Genomic DNA, 20,848 nt, shown 5'->3' with positions numbered 1-20,848 from the left:
CGGTTTGGACAGCAGCCGGTGAATCGGCGGCGTCCCATGCCCACACCCGCGCTATTTCCTCGCGCTTCCCATTCCAGCATGCGTTTCTCCTGCCGCAACTCGGCTCGGCTCTTAGCTTTATGAGGATTTAGAGAAAAGAATCACAATATACCTTTCCTCTTGACAAAAATGCACAACATTTTAAGATTACTTCACCGTGCCGATCGATCTCCGAGTCCACACACGCATCGAGAGCTCGTCGGCAGCGGAACCCTGTGCGCCAGATCCTCTTCTGCAATGTCTCGTTGGCCCTGATCCATCTGCACTCTCGGGAAGATTTCCTCGACTTCAAAGCAATGGCGCGCGATGCCAGACTGCTTTGTAACGCCACAGGCAGCGATCGGTCCAACGCAAAGCTCCGGGGAGCCTGAGTCCTCGATCACGAGATCGGCACATGGCCGGCTGCGTTGATGAGCATGATGCGGACACCCATCCAGGAACAGCAGTGCTTCGGTCAGCGCCGAAGAAACTATCAGAGAGATACAGTAAAATTCGGATGTGAATGGTCTACGATGATGAGCAAAAAGGGGAACATCATGAAAAAGCTGGCAATTTTTTTGATCGTTTTAGGTGTGGTGGGCATGGGGCTGCATCTTTCCATCGCCTGGGCTGGTGACACCGTTGCCGAGAGCTCTTATCGGGCTTACATCGATAAGCGCATCGAAAAATGTGAATCGCAGGCAAAACTGGCTGAGGCATGTACCTCCGCCAACTTGTTGTGCGACGGCAAAATTGCTTCCCGTCAGGCTGAATATTACCGCGATCATCGTGAAGAGCTCGTCACCGCCATGATGAAAGAAGAGGTTCCCGCATCCCCCCCTGCGATGGATTTTTTCCTCATCAGAGCCTATTTTAAAACCGCTCCCAGCCACAGTGTCTATTGCCTGAGGTAGACGCGCTCATCTTTCCCCGGATCGGCACCGTCCGTCACCCTGCCCAATTCCAGGGTGACGGATTGGCAAAAATAGCCCCCCAAAGAATTGCAGGTTTGGCATCATCCACGAAGAAAAAAGGTGAGGCGAGCTTTGTTGCCCCACCCTGCACCCCTATTTGGATCCGGGAATAAGGGGAGTAGCACATTCAGGCGGGATCCCAGGAAGTACTACAGTGGCGCGGGAAACCGCGGGAGTGTCTTTAACCATTTTCGCAAGTGTTTGCATTTTTTCGGGTGGAACGTCGCTGGGCAGCAAGGAACGTGAATTTCCCTTCATTTCATCCGGCGTATTCAGCCTGGGCAGCTTCATGACGACATGTTGATCAGGAGGCAGGGTATCTCCTGGACTAAACTTCGGACTCACTCCTTTGTGCCTGGGAAAGCTCCCATATCCCGGCTTGAATATGACAAAGTCCGGATGAACATCCCACCTGTGGGGCGCTCTAAAAGCCCACACCCTCTGAGCAGGAATCTGGAACTCACCCCTGGCATCGGTCATGACCTCCAGCGCATCCACAAATTTCGGTCTCGTTCCCCCAAGAGTGTACGCCTCCGTATAAAATGAAGCCAGTACCACCCCTCCCTCGATAGGCAGGCCTGTATCCGCATCGACGGTTTTCCCGTAATAGGGACCGAACCGATGAGTGATGGTGCAGGGTCCGACGACTGCGAGAATGACCAGGGCGGAGAGGATTGTCGCCATCTTGCGAGCGGTTCTATTGGAGCTCCATGTCCGCCGGAGCGTCTCGATGTTGAGAGCTGGATACTTTTTCGGTGTTTCGGTGGCGGTATTTCGGGATTCCTGTAAGCCGTTCATTTCTGAATTTCCTTTCTCCAAAGCCTTTTTCTCCTCACCAGACAGCCTCCCCATAAGCTTCCCGCCCTGCTTCCCATTAGAATTGCGGCGTCAACGCAAAGAAATTTTCGTCCATCATGGGAAATTTGACTGACATGGCCTGACGCGCGCTTAAAGGTGTTACAAAAGTGACATGGGAGCAGCGGATCTCGTGAACGATGGATCCGTTCACACGATCTCCCTCCCTCACGTGCTTTTCGGCGCCGGTTTCAGTGCCCACGAGAATCGCTTCCCTTGGGCTTTCTTTTATACGACGCACGGTGATCCGTTCCCCCCAGGCGGGAGCAGAAACATTGAGAAGGATCAGTATCAAGATGGCCATGAACTTTTGCATCGCTTCGTCCTTTCTCGATCCTCTGCCGACTTCACTCACCTTCAGGCGCTGAAGTCGTGAGACCGGCGTGGCGTTTAGTCCTACCCTTTTCGCATCAAAGAGCGACGAGATCTGCTCGGAGCAGCTTACAGACCATCCGGCGGCAGTTCCTTGTATGAACAGGGAGGGCCCCCGTAGGGAAACAAGAGAGTACAATATTTGAGCGCCCAATACTCTTTTCCCCTGAAATTATAAAAGGCAGACCAGCAATCGACTTCGCACGGCACGGCGGTCAAACCATAGGACCTGCAAATCCCTGGATCGTAATAGACGTCTTTCTGACGTTTTACAGTGGGAAGCCGATGCCGGGCCAATTCTCTCCAATAACCATGAGGACAATGATCGACGCTCGCATAAGAACTTGTGGGGCTATAGGTAAAGGAAGCCAATCCATAGCTGACGGTTTCATCGCCGATCACGAAGACCCGACCGGCCTGTTTGGGTTCGAGGACATCGAAGCCAAACTCTGCCGGGGGTGGATATAGAGCAGTGAAGTAATCGGGGAAAAAACGACCATTCAGTCCATCCACATTGTGAGGAAAGACATCCCACTCATTCGCATCCACAACTCCATTGCCATTGCCGGCGGCATCCGCAAGCTGCATGGCTTCCTGGCTTCCTGCAGCCTTCCATGCGCCGTTGATGCAGATGTAGTCCATATTGTTATAGAATTCGTACGGTGTGGGCTCGGATGCATCCTTGTAGCCCATCGCCACGGCGTTCTCTTCCGCACCGAGTCTTCCTCTATACACAACGTACAGGTAAACATCCGTCGCAAAGATCGGGAGCTTCTGTGGGAGGTTGAATGTCAGCTCGACGAATTCATTGTCAGGAATGGATACCTTTCCGGTACTCTCCGGGGCAACGATATAGGAAAAGGCTTCAGTGGTCTTCACAGGGCCTGTGAAGAAAGGGTCGACCGCAGCAACCCTGTATTTGACCACAAGCTCGATGGTCCCATGTGTCATGTCCTCTCCTTCAGGGCTGTCGTTGCTTGCCTGAAGTCGGATGGAATCAAAGCCCGCCTCGCTGAGGGGCACGCCGGGATGGTTTGGGGTGGAATACAGAGTATAAATGCCATTTACCCCAGGCATGACAGCTATTTTTCCCCGGAAAAAGTATTCGAGGAGGGCCGCATTGTAGCCTATGGCGCGGGGGAGGAGCTCTTGGGCGTAATCGCGGTGGACTCTTTCATCGCGAATGAGCGGCGGGTGACTGTAACATGCCCCTGCCTGGAAACAGTCATATGCCAGGTACCCAAAGGCCGCGAGGGTATACGATCTGCCGTTGACGGTGCGATGCACATACGCCCTCTGCTCGGCTTTTCCATCTTCGCCCGTCACCGATTCAGGCTCTAAAGCATCGAATCCTGAAAAATCCGTATCCGCCAGTGTTGGATGCGGATAATCCTTGTAAATGGTATCGTCACTCAAAAAATTCGCATTGGTGAACTCAGCCAAACCGATGAATCCGTCCGAAGGGTTTGCCCCCGTATAAACATCCTGATCCCATAGAGCGGATATGGGACAGGAAGCGGATGGATTCGTGACGGCATGGGAGAAGATGGATGGGTCGATATAGACTGTCGGAACTTTAATATTGCCAAAGTTATTTGCTACCCATTTTTCATACGGATCCGCGAGATGGGGATCATTCCGCACGTGCGCAGGTACCGCGCTATCGGCCAAAAGATGCATGACCTGTCCCAACGCTCGGAAGGTCTTTGCCCATAGAGCATTGGATCCAGTTTTAATAGCCTGATAGTAAAAATTTTTTGCTGAAATCCAGGAATAAGCATTGAAGTCTGCTTCGTAAACATCAGAAGTTGGCTCACACCCCTGACCGCTCCCAGAGAGAAATTCTTGCGCCCAAAGCAGTGAGGATTTATGAAGACCGAGTCCTGCAATCTCCCACGGCTTCAATGGATCATGAAAATGATTCATATAGCGAGTTTCTGCATCCTCCTTCGTTCCTCCCAGTTCCAGCAACTCCAATACTGTTATAGCCTGAATGCCTGTTAGTGTTGGTTGTAAGAGGACCGTATCAACGCCACCACTCATTCCCAGTTGATTTTGGACTATTGTAGAAATATTTGAATTTACTACTGCGAGCTTGTTAATTTTCGGATGTGCTTGTTCATCATCATAAGCAGAGGCAGCCCGTATCCCAATGAGGAGGCCAAAAATAAAAATCATAAAATAGATGCTTGAATGGTTTTTCATTAGTCCCCTCCTTACTAATCAAAATAACGCCATCCAGAAGATCTTTGACGCTCAATCAGCTCAAAGAGTTTTTTCATCTTTTCTCTAGGGACTTGGGTTGTGGGCAAATCGCGCGAATTCTCCCTTGCTTCATCTAATGTTCTGAGCTTCGGCAGCTTTATGACGAGGTATTCCTTCGGGGGTGCTGTGTACATGGGAATAAATTTAGGGGATACATTTTTGTGCCATGGGAAATTACCATATCCTGCTTTAAAGACTGTGACTCGTGCATCAGTGCTCCACCTATGCGGAGTTCTAAAAACCCACGCCCTGTAGGCTGGAATATGGAATTCACCCTTGGCATCGGTCAGGACTTCCAGCGCGTCCACAAATCGCGACATGGTCCCTGCAGGAGTGTAGAGCTCCGTATAAAACGCCACCAGCACAACCGCCCCCTCTATGGGCTCCCCGGTTTCCGCATCGACGGTTTTTCCGTAATAGGGACCGAACTCATGGGTGATGGTGCAGGGCCCCACCGCAGCCAGAACAAACCATACCACCAGGACGATGGCCGCCCATTTCACCTTTTTATTGGAAAACCACTTGGGCCCGGGCTTATGACCTCCCCTGCCGGTCACATCTCCCGGTGGTCCGGTGTCTGCTTCTCGGTTTTGTGAATCGTTCATCTCTGCACATCCTTTCTCCAAGCTGCTCTGAAGCAGAGTCTTTCTCGGCAAACCAGCTTCCAGCCTCCGTTGCCTAAAAGACATCCAGCCGCCATAGCCCGGTTTCATCCACGGCAAAGTAAATGTAGTAGGCGAGGGTGACAGGGCCGGCAGCAGTGGAGTGAGACCGGTTGATGCGGTATTTGGTCCTTCCGTCTCTGCTGTAAACCATCTCGATCTCCTGCATCCCGGCGGCAATGGCGGGAAGCCTTTCCGAAAGGTCGTTAAAAACCGCCCCATAACGTTCCCGTGATCTCGGAAGGAAGTAGCTCAAGGCCCCGGCAATTTTCCCGGCGGCCAACTCCCCTTTCATGCCGTTCCACCTGGCTCTGAGCAGCCCGTCCAGGGAGTTTTTATCCAGGACAAGGAGTGAAAGGGTCTGAGTGTGACTGTAATTTTGAAAATCAAAGGCCTCCACGATGAAATCATACCAGCCCGGGATCGTCATCCTGACGGTAAACTCTTCATCGGCTTCCGTGTTCAGGAACTCAACACCACCCGGTCCCGCATACGAAAGGGTCGGATTTTGGTATGCAGCAGACACTTTTATGCGGAAAGTTGTCTCAAATGGTGGAATTCCAGATTGATCGACCGCCTTGATCTCGATGGCTTCCTGCTCCGCATCGGCATCGATGGTGATGGAATCTGAAGCGCCCGCCCCCGCCGTGTCCACGGCAACAGCCTGGATATTATTCTCACCGGGCTGCAGAGGAACACTGTTCGCCACGAACCGACCTTCATGAACCCACGCCAAGACGCCGTTCACCGTCACACCCGTCTCTCTTCCCGCAGCGTTGGAAACGATCCCGCTCACCTGCACCTGGCCGCCATCAACCCTTTGTCCCTCTACGGGCTGCTTGATGCCGAGGGTCACCGCAGACTTTACGGCAACGGTCACGGTTGCCGTAGCCGTGGCGCCCTTGCCGTCGGAGACCGTATAAGTGAAACTGTCTTCACCCGTAAAGCTCGCTGTGGGGCAATACTCAAGGGTACCGTTTCCAGAGTCTTTCACCGTTCCATGGGAGGGAGGGGTAAAGCCGGACAGGGTGAGGGAATCACCGTCGGGATCCGAATCATTGGCCAGTACAGACACACAAACGGACCTGCCCTGATCAGTAGCTGCACTGTCATGCGCCGCGACAGGAGCGTCGTTCAGGGACGAGACGGTCACATCCACTGTCGCCGTCGCCAAGCCGCCGTGACCGTCCGTCACCGTGTAGGTAAACTGGTCCGATCCATGGTAGTTTGCCTGCGGACTGTAGAGGATCGATCCATCGGGCCGGATGGAGGCGGAGCCATGCAGCCCCTGCCCTGTCTCCTTCACCTGGAGAGCATCCCCGTCGGGATCCGTATCGTTGGCCAGGACATGTATGACGACGGGAACATCTTCATCGGTGGCTGAGACATCGTTCAGACAAACAGGAAGCGCATTGACGACGGTGACAGCGGCAGCCGTCCTGGCCATTCCACCCGGGCCTGTGGCTGTGAGGGTATAGGTTGTCGTCTCAGAGGGTGATACGGTCACCGAACCCGAGAGAGGAACGCCGCCCACACCGTTGTCCACGCTGCACACAGTGGCGTTTGAACTTGTCCATGACAGTGTCGTCGTCTGGCCTGGGCGGATGGTTATGGGATCCGCAGTGAGCACCACCGTCGGGGCAGGAATCTCCAAAACAACCCGAATCCATTTTTCAACGAAGTTACAGGACGCATCACCCGCCAGAACTCGAATGTGAGCTTCTCCAGCGGACGACCTCGACACGGTGGCCTCGAAAGCCCCGTCCACCACCTGAACCGGCTTCCAACCGTCCACCCACACGAGGGCCGAAGGATCGCTCACTCTGCCCACCACCGTGAACGTATTGGAATACAGGACACTCCCCGGGGCCGGTGTGGTGATTTCGATGCCCAGAGGAGGCGGAGTATATTCGATATGCACGATTTTCTTGCCGACCCTGCCATCCGGTGTTTCAGCCAGGATCTCTATGGCATTGACTCCCGGCCTCAATGCATTGAGATTCGGCCACACCGGGCTCAAGTCCTTGGAAAAATATCCATCCGGCGTACTCTCCGCGGGCTCTCCCCGAACAGTGAGACGAGAGACAGCTCCATGAACACGCCCCGCGATGGTCAGGCATCCGCTGGACGTTCTGGCATAATCCAGGTGGGACGTGACCTCAATGTGCGGCAGGCTGGAAAAGTAAGCCAGGGAGTGGGCACGGACGCTGCCTGAAGCATAGGACAACATTTCCTCCAGGCCGTCTCCGTCGATGTCTCCGGTTCCAAGGACAGCCTGCGCACCCTGATCTATGAAGACATCGGGAACATTTTCACCTCTGCTGTTCCCGTAATGGACCATCAGGCACCCCAACGCCAGGTCGGTCCGTCCGTCGCGGTTCACGTCGCCCAGGGAGCCGACGTATCCCCGACTGGCGGGAAAGACGATGTCGGGAGAGGCATCCAGGAGGGGACCGCCGAAGTAAAGATCGATCTGCGATTCGGTTGAAGACCCGACGGCAATGTCCGAATACCCATCACCGTTGAAATCCAGTCCGGCTCCCATGGCCCCGTTACCTCCGGCGCCGGTGAAAGCCAGATCGGATAAAGCTGGCGTGCTCCCTCCCAGGAGCAGCCGGACTTCACCGGTGGAAGGCTCCCCTCCCTCGCAGTTCCCTGCACCCACAAGGATGTCATGAAGTCCGTCTCCATCGACATCCCCGGCAAGGGAGAGGCTTCGGCCGGTGCACTTCATGCCTTCCCGACCGGGTACATCGAGAACCCGTTCGGCGAGGGGCGTTCCTCCCCGCAAGATGACAATCCTGCCGGTCCGATCCAGACCTCCCGCAGGAGCCCCTATGGCCACATCCGGGGTGCCGTCTCCGTCGACATCCCGCACACCGGCCAATGCGGAGCCCAAATGTTCGCCGTTCGTACAGGGTGCTCCGTCACTGGTACACGACGGCTTCCCCTCGACGATGAGGGACGGCTTTGAGCTCAGGGACCGCTTGCCGGCATAGACATAAACCTTGCCGGCGTCGGGGACGCTGTTCGCGGACTTCCCCACGTCGGCGAGCGGGGCTCCGACAATGAGGTCCGCGTACCCGTCTTGATTGAGATCCGCCAGGGCAACGCTGGAACCGAACCCATCTCCTCCGGACTCCCCGGTAAGAGTCGTTCCGGGAAGGGCGTTGACATTGCAGTCGTAATAGATTTTTACCGCGTTGAGCTCCGGGATTCCAAGAACCAGGTCAGGTTTTCCATCTTTATTGATATCTCCCACTGCGGCACAGGTGGGAGGTTTGGAGAAAGGGACCGATTTCTTTTTCGCTCCGTCGGTGTATGTCCTGATGGCCGTGTCCACGTAAGTGGCGCTGGTGCCTGCGGAGCCACAGCCTTCGACTCCATCCTGGTTCACCACCGTGACCGAATAGTTGTAGCGGATTCCCGTCGCGACTTGAGTATCCCGATAGCGGGGCTGCGTGGTGAAAAAAAAGAGCGGCTCAACGCCGGCGCTCCATTTGTATACCCTGTACCCCATGATTGCATCGGAAGTGTAAGGATTTGCAGATGGAAGGACATCATCCCAGAGGACGTCGATATAGCCCTGCCCAACCACCGAGCGAAGCGATTCCGGGCGTAGCTCATCGCATGAAACAACGGCGAGCGCGAGATGGTGTGTGAAAATCAGCAGCAAAAGAAGGATCGCCTGAAAGAAGCTCCGCATCAGAAATTTGGAGACTCCAAATCGTCGTTGTCCCCCCATTTTCACTGGACGGGGAAACAAAAAACCCCCCTTCGGAAAAGGGGGGATTACGGTCAGTTGGGCTTGGGAAATTACATGATGCAACGGGCTTCCAGAGCTCTGTTTCATACCGACTTCCCTTTCCGGCCATTTCCTTTTGGATTTTCAAACTGAAACTTTTCGACCTGATTCCGTGTCACCTTCCCAGGATGCAGTTCTCTGGCGTTTCGCGTTTGCAAATCCTTTACCAGGCAGATGGGCAGGACATCACGATTTCGGCTTCATCCACAGCGATGGATGAAGCCCGGGAGAAAACGAAAAATATCCAATGTTTCGGCAATGGAGTCATGAAAAGGTTGAACACGGGGAGACTTTATGAGCGTCGAGCGGATGAAAGGAGATTACCATTTGAAAGTGCCTATCGGGAGGTGCATGCCCGTGCAGGACCTTCGGCAATAAGGAACGGATTAAATTTCAACGAAGAAATTTCATTTCAAAATTGAAATCCTGGGGTTTCCGATTTGAGCTTGCATGAGAGTGCATAGACGACAAGGGATGGATATGTCTGCGAATGTAAAACGTGACCTTTCTCTGAAGCCATCGGGAGCCGGAAGAAGACTGATGGAGATAGAGGGAAGACCAAATTCGGCTCTGCTAAAAACCTGGCACGAGGACCTTCACCTCATCAGTTCTGGGCCATGCGGGGCACACACGTGAAAATCAGCGGCGGCGGGCCAAAAAGCAGGAATAAGTAAGCAGGGCGTCGTCACCGTCCGCTTGAATTTTTCGTTAGCTGCGCAACTTCCAGTCTCTGGGGTCTCGATGCCCGTGAAAGACAGCCAATATGGTGATGAAGTCTTGATGTACAGTATAGAAGATACCGTATGGGAAACGGCGGATCAGCAAACGGCGAACATTCCTATGCACGATAGGGTACATATCCGGTGATTTCTTAATCTTCTCGAGACACTCTTCCACACAGAGAAGAAAGTCAGATCCTAAACCCTCTCGTTGTTCTTCATACCAGAGGTATGCTTCCTCGATTTCAGCTTCTGCCTCGGGGCGGATTGAGATTTCACACCTCATTTTGAACCCTTGAGTCTGCGTTTAATTTCTTCCCATGACCGCCCCTCATTGGGAGATGCACCGTGGGAGGCAATTCTTCGATCCAGCTCTGTCTTTTGGGCCTCAGTAACAGCAAGTGCCCCCTGTTCGGCAGCGATGCTATCCCATATCTCCTGTACCATGAGTATACGTTCAGCCACACTGAGCTTCTTAATCTCTGAAGTTACTGAATATTTCTCCATATCTTACTCCATCAGCATAAGTTTGCTTTCAAAATAAGCAACAGAATGCATTTCTGGCCTTCACTCTTGTGAACCATGGGGACGCCCTTAATTTATTAACTTAATTCAGGACCAGCCCTTCTTTCTTTGCGATCTCGGCTCCTCGCGCAACCGACTTGCTCACAGCCACGGTGGATAGGTTCAATCGTCGCACTATGGCAGCCATGCTCATCCCCAGTTCACGCACGGCCCGGAAGCAGAGCAAGCTTCGAGCCCGCACGAGTTCTTTCGTCTTTCCCGGATACCATATATCTTCGGCCTCAATATTCAAGAGAGTCGCGGCTCATGGATTTGTACCGGTACTGGAACAGGTGACCGCACCTCTGGTGACGTCTGTTATACCGAATGGCGTGGCCTGTCAGGAGCCGCCGCATCACCGTAGCTACCGGAACCGCGCCGGTTCCCAACAGGAGATGAAAATGGTTGGACATCACTGACCAGGCAAAACACGCCGTTGCCGTTTGGTCCAGGATGAGCCCCAGGTTCTTTAGAAAATTGTAACGGTCCTGGTCACCCTCGAAAATGTTGCGACGCTCAATGCCTCGCCCAATGATATGGGGGAGCGCTCCCGTTGTGTCGATGCGTGAGTGTCTGAGTATGCGAAGAACAATACTTGGGGTGAACATATAGGTCAAATTAATAAGTTAAGGGCGTCCCCTCTTTCCCCCCAGCTGCTCTCACGTCTATGAAAGTCTGCAGTGTCGGCAGGCTCACGGTTCTCTCCAAAGGGAGCGGATGAGCAAAAAGGGTGAAGGCATGGAAAGGTGCAGTGTGCTATCGGTGGTCGGGGCACCGGGGCAATCTGGCTATTGGTGCGGACCAACTCCCTTGGAGTCCTCATACCCTCGCAGCAGCCTTCTGCGCCACCGTTACAGTAGTAACGATCGGGAGAAATGTCCAGAGGGTCCAAGCCTCCCAGGCTCATTTTTTTCGAGAAAACGCTGCGCGAACCAACCCTCACCGCCCTCCCCTTTTTCTCCCTCCTCTTGGCGGGTCGGGTCGAGCCTTTCCAGAAGGTTCACAAGAACCAACAGCGATTCGAAATGAAGGATCGTCGGGAAGAGGATCTCCATGACCCGGACTGATGGGTCTGCCAGGTCTGTCCACTCCTGTGAGACAGTAAATATTCCGCTGGAGGGGTCCTGAAGGGTGAGGATGCACACCCCGGAAATACGCCTCGCTCTGAGAACCTTGAAGCGCTGATGTCGCCGAGGGTGGAAGGGATGAGTGATTTCAGCCCATTCCGGAACACTCTTGGGCTCCAGTGCAGTATGCACTGACCGTGGGGGGGGAGAAAATCCCCCGGCTACCTGCTTAGGCATGATTGGACTTTCCCCACTTTCTGAGTCGCCCGGTAATCCCCTCATCACCGCGTCATCAGCGCGAACACGCCCCAGCCCAGGTATTCACGCGTGTAAGCGGCGTAGCGCTCGGGTTCCGAGGTTAGTTTGGCTCGAACATCTTTCGCGAGCTCGTCGTCGGGATTGGCTTCAAGCCATCGGCGCATGGTGAGCCACTTGGCCGCCTCGTATCTGTCCCAGCTGTCTTGGTCCGCCAAAACCATTTCCACGACGTCGTAGCCGAGGTGGCCGAAAGACGCGAGAAGTTCAGGAAGCAGGAGAAAGTCGGAGATTGAGCCGGCAAGACACCCCCTGGCAACCTCTTCCGTCGGCGGCAACTGCCGCCAGTAGGGCTCGCCGATGAGGATGATCCCTCCGGGGCGGAGGCTCTGCGCCAGAAGCTCGATGGTGCCGACGAATCCCCCGGCGATCCAGGTGGCACCGAGACAGGCTGCCACACCGACCTTCTCGTCAGAGACATAGCCGGCAGCATCGCCATGGATGAACTTGACTTGATCGGCGACACCGAGTTTTTCAGCGCGGAGTTTCGCTTGCTCGGTAAACAACTGGCTCATGTCGATGCCGGTGCCGATGACTCCGTAATCGCGTGCCCAGGTGCACAGCATCTCCCCCGAACCGCTGCCGAGGTCGAGCACTCGGGCCCCCGGTTCCAGGCGCAGCGCCGCGCCGAGAGTGGCGAGCTTTTCGGGCGTGAACGGGTTGTGGATGCGGTGAGCACTTTCGGTGATGTTGAAGATCCGTGGAATATCCAATGCAGAAAATCTCCTTACGGGTGTGAATAGATTCGGTCAATGCCTAATAGGGAAAGAGAGAGGCCTCGCGCCCCCTCTCCTCCTACACCACCCTGCATACGGATCACGTACCAAGGCGATCCGGTGCATAGCGCGATCAAAAACGATCATCATCGCCATATCCCTCGTCAATCGGCAGGACAGGCTCGCCGTTCATGTTTCGCATGACAACCTTGAACTGGTCTATCAGAAAGAGTGGCTTCTCTGCCTCTTTGGCAGCCGCATTGAGACGATTCTGCATGGCCGCAACCTTGTCTGGATACGCAGCGCTGAGGTTGTTCTTCTCTGACGGGTCTTCCGTCAGATTGTATAAATCTGTCGAGCTCGGGAGGGTGGTGCGCCAGATGAGTTTCCAATCACCTTGCCGCATCGCGGCACGGAACGGTTCGATATTGTAAAAGAGCTCGCTCCTCGGCGACGAGTCACCCTTGGCGATCGTATTCCAGACATTGATCCCGTCGAGAGGCTTGCAACGAGCGGTCGAGGCACCCGCCAGAGAGGCAAACGTCGGATAAAGATCGATTGCATGAATCAGTCCGTCCACTTCCTGTGCCTTGATTCGCCCAGGCCAATTAGCGAGCGCACACACTCGGGTTCCTCCCTCGAAAAGCGACGCTTTACCGTCGCGATATGGACCATTGTCGCACGGAATTTTCGTCTTGGACATATCAGCCATCACCCCGGCGAACATCGCGTTCTTTGTGCCGCCGTTGTCACTGTGAAAAACGATAATGGTATTGCCGCGCATTCCCTTCTTTTCGAGTGCTGCAACCACACGTCCGATTTGGTCGTCAAGACAGGTCACCATCCCCGCATAGATTCGCCGCGTGGGGTCGGAGATGTCGGCATACTTCGCAATGTATTCCTCAGGTGCCTGGTACGGCGTGTGGGGCGCGTTGAAAGCGAGATAAAGGTAAAGCGGCGTCGCGGGGTCGTGGTTCTCGATGAGCCGAACGGCATCGTCACCGAGAAGTTGAGTGGTGTATCCCGCCTCCCGAACCAGTTCGTTGTTGCGATACCAATCGAGGACGCCGTGTTCCTCATGCGTGAAGTAATCGAGCTCCCCGATCATGGCACCGTATTGGTAGTCAAATCCACGCTGTCGCGGCCAATATTTCTTGTCGGCATGGCCAAGGTGCCATTTGCCGATGATGGCCGTCCGGTAACCTGCCTCTTTCAGACATTGAGGCATCAGCCATTCGGTCGTATCAAGCCCGTAAGAGGAGACCGAGGGAATGACGGCGGTCTGCAGGCCATAGCGGTAGGGATAGCGGCCGGTCATTAGCGCTGCCCGTGTCGGGGTGCACATCGGCTGGACATAGAACTGAGTAAATTTTGCCCCGCCGGCCGCGAGACTGTCGAGGTGCGGTGTCTTGATGTCGGTGCATCCGTTAAAACCGACATCCTTCCAGCCGAGATCGTCTGCGACGATATGGACGATATGGGGTCTCTCTGCCGCGCGTGCGATTGGGATAATTGCGGTTATTGCCAGCGTTAACAATGTAATCACCGTTTTCATTGAAAGATTCCCTCTGGTTTTTGGAGTGCCGAATGCGGAGCGGACCGCTGGACATGTAGGATTTCATGGGGAGTGAGGGCCAGTTCTCATTTCCCGTACAGAGGCTCGCTCCTCATACCCAATACAATCTTGTTGAACTATGCCGCTTCGCCCGAGAGCTATGGGGATTGAATAGCTTTTTCTCTTACCGATCGGAAAGTTTCCGGGAACAACTGGAGCGCTTAAAGGCCACCGCAAAGGGGTTTACCGTGAAAATGACCCCAGCAAAATCATTGAGCTTTTTGGGTATCCATTTTCATGCTTTGGGGTGAAAAACCTTTCATGACCATTTAGTTCAACGTACGGCTAAACCTGGACTTGGTACAGCGCTGACGCGCTGTACCAAGTCCAGGTTTAGCCGATTGTTGGGGCCTTCTCCAGCTTGGCGTACTTCCAGTAAACGTAATTGAGAAAGTGATCAACCTGGCTTAAATCATGGAATTTACAGAGTCGGGCGAGTTCCTGAATAAGACTGTTGAACTTGGCGTACTTTAAGCCTGAGAATGCGAGCTTGTTCAATGTTCCAAATCCCTCGAAGCCGAGATGCATCAAGCTGCCGACGGGATTCTGGTTCAGAACCGCAAAACGGTCCGGCGCATAAGTATTCATAATTTCCGTCAGCACATTTAGGCCTAGGCCCTCGATCTTGCGGGCGTGCTCCAGTCCTACGTCAAAGACTATGTCTGGAGCTTCCTTTAGTCTTTCCCGAACCGCCTTCACCAATTCAATGAACGCTCCATGCTTCCGAGCTACCGCCTTCTTTGAACGAAACAGACCCCCAGAGTGCCAAAGGCTCGGCCGGCCCTTTGACCCGACGAGCTTTTCGTAGGTCTCAAGAAACTGCTTCTTTGTTTTCACCTCGCCAGAAACCATGCTATCAAGAAGTTTCTTCGCCTGTTTGTAGTTCTGTCTTTTCTTTTCGCCGTCCTTCTTTTCCACTTTATCGTCCCGATATTCTTCGATATATCTCGATAGTTTCTTTTCATCGAGTTCAAATAGTTCCGAGGCTTCGCTCTTGGCCTGCTTCTCGGCCTCTTTTCGGCTCTTCGAAAAAATGGCATGCCGGCGTTCATATTGGCTGAGCGAAATTGGGGTAGCTGGTCGAACACGAGCACTTGATTCGACCCGCTGCAGGTAGTCCTGCAACTCAGAGAAGAAGGTGCTGGAAGGGTCGACCTCGCCTACGACAGAGAGTTCCAGATTATCTCTGAACCCGCCCCCCGTCAGGTTGGCCGAACCGATTAGAGCTTTGGCCGTGCCGTTGCTCTCCCAGTAGTACAGCTTCGGATGGAAAGTCGCCTTGTCCTGTGACGCAAGCATCAACTTTCCCTTGGGATGGCTCGACATCCATTCATATATGGCCCAGAGGGCTTTCGGTTCTGTCAAGCAGAAGTCAAGACCTGCGATGACTCGGACGTCAGCACCCGATTGAAGGGCTTTCAGGAGTGAGGGCTGCAGAAGCGTCAGCCCTGAACTTTTTAGAAATGCCGTATGGATGACCACTCGGGTGGCATTGGCGATTCCAGCAAGAATCGTGCTGGCGTGTCCGTCTTTGTCGTTAGTCACCAACGCGGGCTTCATCGATACCTCCCTGGTCTTCTTCAATTGTCGTGCCCCAATAGGGATAGGGAGAGGCCTCACGGCCCCTCTCCTCCCACACCACCTGTCATACGGATCACGTACCAAGTCGGTTCGGTCGAGATTATCGTTTGATGTACAGCCGGGGCACTCCGAGCTCATCGAAGGATTTGCCCGGGAGAGCAAAAGCAAGAGCAGGAGAGCGGCTGAGACGCCACGGACCATGAGCCGACTTGGCTGTATTCCAGGCCAGCCGACGGCTCACCCCCCGTTTGCGCAGCTCCCGGTAACCTCTTCGCCCCCACTGTTTCCAGTGATAGCTGCGAAGCCGGCGGCGAATCCAGGAGTCGAGCTCCTTGAAGCCGGAGCGGACCTCACTGTGACCAAAGTACTCCCGCCACCCAAGCAGGTAGGCACGAAGTTCCTGGGCGAGCTGGCGGATGCTCCGACCACGGGTGCGTCCCGTGATCTCTCGGATCTTCTCCTTGAACCGCTTCTCTGCCGATTCACTGACAAAGAGCCGGAAGCCGCGGCGGCTGAAGCTAAAACCGAGGAACTTTCGCTCCCATGGCCTTCCGACAGCACTCTTGGCTTCATTTACTTTGAGCTTGAGCTTGGAGGTGAGGTAGCGGGAGATACTCTCCAGTACCCTTCTCCCCGCCCGCAGGCTTTTCACGTAAATGTTGCAGTCATCGGCATATCGGGCGAACCGGTGTCCCCGCCTCTCAAGCTCCCGGTCCAACTGATCCAGAAGCGGGTTACTGAGCAGCGGGGAAAGAGGACCGCCCCGGGGTGTACCCTCCACCGTCTCATGCAAACAGTCGTGATCCAGGACGCCTGCTTTCAGGAAGCGGCGAATCAGCGTAACAACACGCCCGTCGCTTACCCGCTTCACGACCTCCCCCAGGAGCTTGTCGTGATTCACTCGATCGAAAAATTTTTCGAGATCCATATCCACGACATACCCATAGCCGCTTCCCAGGTGCTTTTGGGCGCACCGGAGAGCCTGATGGGCACTGCGCCCAGGCCTGAACCCAAAACTCCACGGCGAGAACGTCGGGTCCCACTCAGGCTGGAGAACCTGCAGCACCGCCTGTTGAATCAGGCGATCGACCGCAGTGGGCACTCCTAACTTCCTGGTCCCACCCCCAGGCTTGGGGATGTTCACCCGCTTTACCGGTTGAGGCTCATAGACGCCCGAAAGCAAGGCCTCTCTCACTTCAGGCCAATGCGCCTGAAGGTAAGGACCCAGCTCTTTCACCGTCATCCCATCTATGCCGGGGCTCCCCCCATTGCTCAAAACATGTCTGTACGCCTTGAACATATTGTCCGTACAGACAACCCGTTCCATCAGCTGCACTTCCAACGACGGACTCTCGGTCACAATCTCGCTATAATCCTGTTCGCCCTTCTTCACGAAGGGCAGCCACAGTTGTATTGCCGGCTTACAGTTCATCCGATCTTGCTCCGATTATCCACTCCTACCGTTCAGGCCTTCAGTCTCCTGGTTTCCGGCTCGGCATATCTGTTGTCTCCGCCTTTCGGCACTGGAGTGCCTCAATAGCTTTGCCTGCCACAAGACCTACTATACCTTCTGCTGACTCCTGCACGGCGGTCAGACTCGATTGCTCTTGTCTCAGTTCTCTCCTCCGGCTCCAGGCTGAAGTTTGTTTTCTCTGTTTCCCGCCTGGTTTCCCGACGGTGCCACATCATCTCAGCCATACCTTGAGGCGAACACCGTACAGGCCTCCCTGGGTAAGACACAGAACTGTCTGCGCGTAAGCGCCGGATTTATAAAGCACACCCCAATCGCAGATGGAGGACTTCGCAGTCACGTGCCCGCTCGTCCCGGGTGTACCACACCTCATATCCGGTTCCTGTTCGTCGCCCCGCGCTTTTGGATTGGGCTTCCTCCAGACCCCACCTCACGATGACGCCTTTGCCCTTCTCCTAATCTTCGGCTCTGCGAACACCTGATGCGAGGACTTTCACCTCGCTAGCTCTGTGCCATGCCAGGCACACACGCCGGCCATCACCGGCACGCAACCACGCCGCCAAGGAACTTCAAAAGGACGCCACCAAATAATCCCGGCGTGGTTGCATGTCCGGGTGCATGGCTAGGTTCGGGCAGAGGCTATTCCATGCCTCGGAAATGGGCCCAGATCTCTAGATCATCCTTGCCCTCCCGCTTCATCTTCAGCAGAGCTTCGAGGTCATCTGGTTGGCTCACTATCTCCCACGCAAGATCGTGAAGCGCGGAGGCCCACAGAGAGTCAAAGATCTCCTGAAATTGGCTGGGAGACACTCCGTATCGATCCAGAAGCGAAGCGATCGCTGGCTTTCTGGCCACTGCTGAGAGGCGCTCTCTTCGTGCGTCGCCCTCCTTCTGAACCCTCGCCATGACGCTCTCAAGGCTCTTGCCAGCAGCGAGTTCCGCGAATACATCGGTTTCTCCTTGCCTGTCGTCCACGCCGGTACGATAGCCAAGTATCCTCCGAGCGACGAGCCTGGCAAGCGGGCGCGATAGCCCAACAAGAATAAACGGACTGATGAGCGCCAACAATCCCCATTTCCAACCGAGGACAAAGAAGCTCACAGTGACGGATACAACGATAGCAAGGCCGAGGCAACCCTCGATCACCCTCTTTGATCTTCCCCTGAGGTAGAGATTGAGCGTGTAGAGGAAGCAAAGGACGGCAATCAGCGAAAAGATGACGGTTCGAGTAGGCATCGACGCTCCTTGGAATATTTGCCGCGTGGCTGGCTTGAAGCGGTTGTTAACGGCCTTTTCTGAGATTTTCAACCTCGATTGGCTTTAGATTCATTTCCTTGTAGATTTCCAGTATGCCTTCTTCTGCAGTACAGTTTAAACTTTTTCTGAGTTCGGGTATCCGAGATTTATCGTCTTCAGTGCCTCTCTCCAACTCATACAAACGTTGGAGTCCGTTTCGGACTGTAAGCCATTTGTCTGGAAACCTGCCTGGCAGAAATAGGCGATTACTAAAAAACCATGACTCCCTTTCAATTATCTGATGGAGCGCTTTTTCAGTTTTTGAGCTGCCTAGTAACGAGGTGATCTCTTTCATGAAGGAATACGCTTCAGCATTCGCGGTGACCTTCTTCTGCGCGATGGCTTCATTCATCTTTACTTTCAGCGAATATTTCATTTGAAGCCATGAAGCGATGAATCCACCGAGAATTGCCAGTAAACCACCGATGATCGTATTCAACATCCTAAAACCTCCAACTGAATTGGCTAACGGCAGAACTCACCCGTGGCTATGGAGCACAGCGGAATAGCCTCCGGTGCGGTGATTCGTTGGGCTATTTCAATCTTTTTATGGCTTCCACGTTGGCGTTAAACCATGTCCCCCACGAATCCATGAGTTGTTGACCTGACAGAGATATGCGTGCATCTGCTGTCTCGTTCCCGCGGATGACAAGGCGGAGCCCTGCGCGATATTCCCGGTCGAAGTGTTGTCCCCAACCCTTGTACTTCTGCTCCAGAAAGTCCGCATCCACCTTTTCCGCGTGAGCAAGAGCCTGCCTGTAGTGCTTCATCATCTGGTCTGCGTCTTCAGAACTCATGATCGAGTAACCAGGCCCTTTGTTGACCACGCGCGTTGCTTGATTCGCCGAGTCGATTGACGCGATGAACTCCTGTAGGTTGACGACGTCGCCAGGACTGGGGGGCTTTCGGATAAAGTCGATTCCGGTTGTGACGAGGAGATAGCCAAGCGCAACTTGAAGCACAACGGCAACGAAGCAGGCGAATGCCTTACCTATGGCCCGCTCGCGCAGAGACGAGCAGAAGACGATGAATGGAGGGATGGTCGTCTTAACCAGTCCCAATGCCATGAGAAGAAATAATATGCCGACTGCTGTTTTCATCCTATTTCTACCTTAATCGCGGTGCTGACCCGTGGAACGAAACTTGCAGCGCCGAAGGCGCATGCAAGCGAGGGCCATCTGGTCAAGTGCCTTTTCTGCTGCGCTTGCGCGGCGGGGCAAGGCACGGACGAAGTCAGCGCCGTGTTCTTGCCGACGCGCCAAGGAGCTATAAGTACAGCGTCACACAAAAGAGTGTCCGTTAGGCCGCCTGCTTATGATCATCAGGATAGGCCATGATCTTGGCGACTGACTTGGTCGTCCATTTGAAAGGGTGCGCTCTCTTGTTCCACTGCTCAATGAAAAGATAGATCTTGTCGCGCAAATCTTCGATAGAGGCAAAATCGGCGATTTTGAAGCGCTTGCGTTGTAGGATGCTAAACCACTGCTCCACTTGATTCATCCAGGAGCAGTGGACGGGAGTGAAATGGAAAAGAAAACGTGGGTGTTTGCCCAACCATTTCAGGACCTCCTTGCCCTTGTGGACACGCAAGTTGTCGCAAACGATATGAATCGTGGTGATGTGATCCGGGATTTGGGCATCCAGATATTCCAGGAAGCTGATGAACTCCACTTGTCGTTTTCGTCTGAAGCACCGGCCGTAAACGTTGCCTGTCCGGGTGTCAAAAGCGGCAAAGAGGTTGAGCGCTCCCTTGCGGGTGTATTCGTTTTCGACCCGTACGGATTTCTTGGGTTTCGCCGGCTTGGTCGGTTGCTTTCGAGTCCGGGGTTGCAGAGAGGTTTTTTCATCAAGGCTGAGGACTTTCTCGTAGGGATGCAGGGGGCGGGTGTACAAGTCGCAGGTTTCCCTCACCTGGGCATAGAATGCGTCATCGCGGGGTGTCTTGTCCCCAAGCCACATGTGATGTCGCCAAGGCTTTAAGTGGTGGTTGTTCAGGATGCGCCTCACGGTTTCTGCCGAGATGCTTTCGACGGTGCCGTCTTCTTGAAGTTTGCGGGCGAGTTCCTGGCAATCCCAGACCGACAGGGATCTACCAAATTGATCCGGCATTTCGCAGGCGAGCTTCACCAGATGCAGAGCAACCTCAGGGGGAAAAAGAGGGCTTTCGCCCTCGACCCGGCTTGTCTTTGAGGCCTTCAATACGCTTTGCTGTGAACCGGGTGACCCAGAGGCGAACGATGCGACGCCCCATGCCGACAATTCGGCCGGTCTCCGCAAGGCTCTTTCCTTCAGAGACAAGCAAGATGGCTCGGGCTCTGCGAGCCAAACCCGCGAGCGTGCTGGGACTCCGTACCCAGTGACTGAGTTCACGATGTTCTTCTTCGGTGAGAGCCACAACATAGGGAGATTTACGGCCACGCATCTTGAGTCCTCCTGGTAGATGGTTTCACCTTGGACTACAACAGATGCGACTTTTTGTCCACTCATTTCAGCTACCTATTTTGGGACACTTTATTGTGTGACGCTGTAATAAGCAGCCAGCTATCCAGCGGA

19 protein-coding genes are annotated in these 20,848 nt (G+C 54.3%); 1 reads left to right on the top strand and 18 read right to left on the bottom strand.

What is annotated here, in order from left to right:
* Positions 1-575 precede the first annotated feature (575 nt).
* Entirely contained in the window at positions 576-932 is a 357-nt protein-coding gene (locus MWC30_RS02415) for a hypothetical protein (protein WP_244082558.1), read from the top strand.
* Between the two features lie 153 nt (positions 933-1,085).
* Here the strand turns inward: MWC30_RS02415 and MWC30_RS02410 are convergent, their stop codons facing one another.
* The 18 genes from MWC30_RS02410 to MWC30_RS02330 form a co-directional block, all read right to left on the bottom strand.
* Complete coding sequence (locus MWC30_RS02410) at positions 1,086-1,790, bottom strand: hypothetical protein (protein WP_244082557.1); 705 nt, start codon at positions 1,788-1,790, stop codon at positions 1,086-1,088.
* Positions 1,791-1,866: 76 nt separating this feature from the next.
* Entirely contained in the window at positions 1,867-2,163 is a 297-nt protein-coding gene (locus MWC30_RS02405; protein ID WP_244082556.1) for a hypothetical protein, read from the bottom strand.
* 125 nt (positions 2,164-2,288) lie between these two features.
* Positions 2,289-4,424 (bottom strand): hypothetical protein, encoded by a 2,136-nt coding sequence (locus MWC30_RS02400; RefSeq protein WP_244082555.1) that lies wholly within the window; start codon positions 4,422-4,424, stop codon positions 2,289-2,291.
* 14 nt (positions 4,425-4,438) lie between these two features.
* On the bottom strand, positions 4,439-5,089 hold the full coding sequence (locus MWC30_RS02395; protein ID WP_244082554.1) for a hypothetical protein: 651 nt from the start codon (positions 5,087-5,089) through the stop codon (positions 4,439-4,441).
* A gap of 73 nt (positions 5,090-5,162) precedes the next feature.
* Positions 5,163-8,822 (bottom strand): Ig-like domain-containing protein, encoded by a 3,660-nt coding sequence (locus MWC30_RS02390; protein ID WP_244082553.1) that lies wholly within the window; start codon positions 8,820-8,822, stop codon positions 5,163-5,165.
* Between the two features lie 837 nt (positions 8,823-9,659).
* Positions 9,660-9,956: a type II toxin-antitoxin system RelE/ParE family toxin gene (locus tag MWC30_RS22830; protein ID WP_368860783.1), complete on the bottom strand. Its 297-nt coding sequence runs from the start codon at positions 9,954-9,956 to the stop codon at positions 9,660-9,662.
* The gene (locus MWC30_RS02385; protein WP_244082552.1) at positions 9,953-10,177 is read right to left on the bottom strand and encodes an addiction module protein; all 225 of its coding nucleotides are present in this window, start codon (positions 10,175-10,177) and stop codon (positions 9,953-9,955) included. Before MWC30_RS02385 ends, MWC30_RS22830 begins: the two co-directional genes overlap by 4 nt.
* A 299-nt stretch (positions 10,178-10,476) precedes the next feature.
* Positions 10,477-10,842: a transposase gene (locus MWC30_RS02380; RefSeq protein WP_244082551.1), complete on the bottom strand. Its 366-nt coding sequence runs from the start codon at positions 10,840-10,842 to the stop codon at positions 10,477-10,479.
* A 243-nt stretch (positions 10,843-11,085) separates the two neighbouring features.
* Positions 11,086-11,538 (bottom strand): DUF5372 family protein, encoded by a 453-nt coding sequence (locus MWC30_RS22825; protein ID WP_368860782.1) that lies wholly within the window; start codon positions 11,536-11,538, stop codon positions 11,086-11,088.
* 44 nt (positions 11,539-11,582) lie between these two features.
* Entirely contained in the window at positions 11,583-12,329 is a 747-nt protein-coding gene (locus tag MWC30_RS02370) for a cyclopropane-fatty-acyl-phospholipid synthase family protein (protein ID WP_244082549.1), read from the bottom strand.
* Positions 12,330-12,465: 136 nt separating this feature from the next.
* The gene (locus MWC30_RS02365) at positions 12,466-13,887 is read right to left on the bottom strand and encodes an arylsulfatase (protein ID WP_244082548.1); all 1,422 of its coding nucleotides are present in this window, start codon (positions 13,885-13,887) and stop codon (positions 12,466-12,468) included.
* Between the two features lie 393 nt (positions 13,888-14,280).
* Entirely contained in the window at positions 14,281-15,507 is a 1,227-nt protein-coding gene (locus tag MWC30_RS02360) for a restriction endonuclease PLD domain-containing protein (RefSeq protein ID WP_244082547.1), read from the bottom strand.
* A 121-nt stretch (positions 15,508-15,628) separates the two neighbouring features.
* On the bottom strand, positions 15,629-16,960 hold the full coding sequence (gene ltrA, locus MWC30_RS02355; RefSeq protein ID WP_244082546.1) for a group II intron reverse transcriptase/maturase: 1,332 nt from the start codon (positions 16,958-16,960) through the stop codon (positions 15,629-15,631).
* A gap of 678 nt (positions 16,961-17,638) precedes the next feature.
* On the bottom strand, positions 17,639-18,235 hold the full coding sequence (locus tag MWC30_RS02350) for a hypothetical protein (protein WP_244082545.1): 597 nt from the start codon (positions 18,233-18,235) through the stop codon (positions 17,639-17,641).
* 46 nt (positions 18,236-18,281) lie between these two features.
* Positions 18,282-18,737: a hypothetical protein gene (locus MWC30_RS02345; RefSeq protein WP_244082544.1), complete on the bottom strand. Its 456-nt coding sequence runs from the start codon at positions 18,735-18,737 to the stop codon at positions 18,282-18,284.
* A gap of 91 nt (positions 18,738-18,828) precedes the next feature.
* A complete protein-coding gene (locus MWC30_RS02340; protein WP_244082543.1) occupies positions 18,829-19,395 on the bottom strand; it encodes a hypothetical protein in 567 nt (188 codons plus the stop codon).
* Positions 19,396-19,594: 199 nt separating this feature from the next.
* A complete protein-coding gene (locus MWC30_RS02335) occupies positions 19,595-20,404 on the bottom strand; it encodes an IS630 family transposase (protein ID WP_244082542.1) in 810 nt (269 codons plus the stop codon).
* 34 nt (positions 20,405-20,438) lie between these two features.
* A complete protein-coding gene (locus tag MWC30_RS02330; protein WP_244082541.1) occupies positions 20,439-20,717 on the bottom strand; it encodes a helix-turn-helix domain-containing protein in 279 nt (92 codons plus the stop codon).
* Between the last annotated feature and the right edge of the window lie 131 nt (positions 20,718-20,848).

Origin of the sequence: Desulforhabdus sp. TSK (assembly GCF_022836495.1) — a bacterium.
Taxonomy (GTDB): Bacteria; Desulfobacterota; Syntrophobacteria; order Syntrophobacterales; family Syntrophobacteraceae; genus Desulforhabdus.
This window is presented reverse-complemented; position numbering and strand designations above follow the sequence as displayed.

Bases quoted from the DNA above. Each gene is read 5' to 3' on its own strand.
- MWC30_RS02345 (WP_244082544.1), bottom strand. From the start codon at position 18,737: ATGTTGAATACGATCATCGGTGGTTTACTGGCAATTCTCGGTGGATTC.
- MWC30_RS02400 (WP_244082555.1), bottom strand. From the start codon at position 4,424: ATGAAAAACCATTCAAGCATCTATTTTATGATTTTTATTTTTGGCCTC.
- MWC30_RS02415 (WP_244082558.1), top strand. From the start codon at position 576: ATGAAAAAGCTGGCAATTTTTTTGATCGTTTTAGGTGTGGTGGGCATG.
- MWC30_RS02340 (WP_244082543.1), bottom strand. From the start codon at position 19,395: ATGAAAACAGCAGTCGGCATATTATTTCTTCTCATGGCATTGGGACTG.
- MWC30_RS02385 (WP_244082552.1), bottom strand. From the start codon at position 10,177: ATGGAGAAATATTCAGTAACTTCAGAGATTAAGAAGCTCAGTGTGGCT.
- MWC30_RS02405 (WP_244082556.1), bottom strand. From the start codon at position 2,163: ATGCAAAAGTTCATGGCCATCTTGATACTGATCCTTCTCAATGTTTCT.
- MWC30_RS02330 (WP_244082541.1), bottom strand. From the start codon at position 20,717: ATGCGTGGCCGTAAATCTCCCTATGTTGTGGCTCTCACCGAAGAAGAA.
- MWC30_RS22830 (WP_368860783.1), bottom strand. From the start codon at position 9,956: ATGAGGTGTGAAATCTCAATCCGCCCCGAGGCAGAAGCTGAAATCGAG.
- MWC30_RS02410 (WP_244082557.1), bottom strand. From the start codon at position 1,790: ATGAACGGCTTACAGGAATCCCGAAATACCGCCACCGAAACACCGAAA.
- MWC30_RS22825 (WP_368860782.1), bottom strand. From the start codon at position 11,538: ATGCCTAAGCAGGTAGCCGGGGGATTTTCTCCCCCCCCACGGTCAGTG.
- MWC30_RS02335 (WP_244082542.1), bottom strand. From the start codon at position 20,404: ATGCCGGATCAATTTGGTAGATCCCTGTCGGTCTGGGATTGCCAGGAA.
- MWC30_RS02350 (WP_244082545.1), bottom strand. From the start codon at position 18,235: ATGCCTACTCGAACCGTCATCTTTTCGCTGATTGCCGTCCTTTGCTTC.
- MWC30_RS02395 (WP_244082554.1), bottom strand. From the start codon at position 5,089: ATGAACGATTCACAAAACCGAGAAGCAGACACCGGACCACCGGGAGAT.
- MWC30_RS02360 (WP_244082547.1), bottom strand. From the start codon at position 15,507: ATGAAGCCCGCGTTGGTGACTAACGACAAAGACGGACACGCCAGCACG.
- MWC30_RS02365 (WP_244082548.1), bottom strand. From the start codon at position 13,887: ATGAAAACGGTGATTACATTGTTAACGCTGGCAATAACCGCAATTATC.
- ltrA (WP_244082546.1), bottom strand. From the start codon at position 16,960: ATGAACTGTAAGCCGGCAATACAACTGTGGCTGCCCTTCGTGAAGAAG.
- MWC30_RS02380 (WP_244082551.1), bottom strand. From the start codon at position 10,842: ATGTTCACCCCAAGTATTGTTCTTCGCATACTCAGACACTCACGCATC.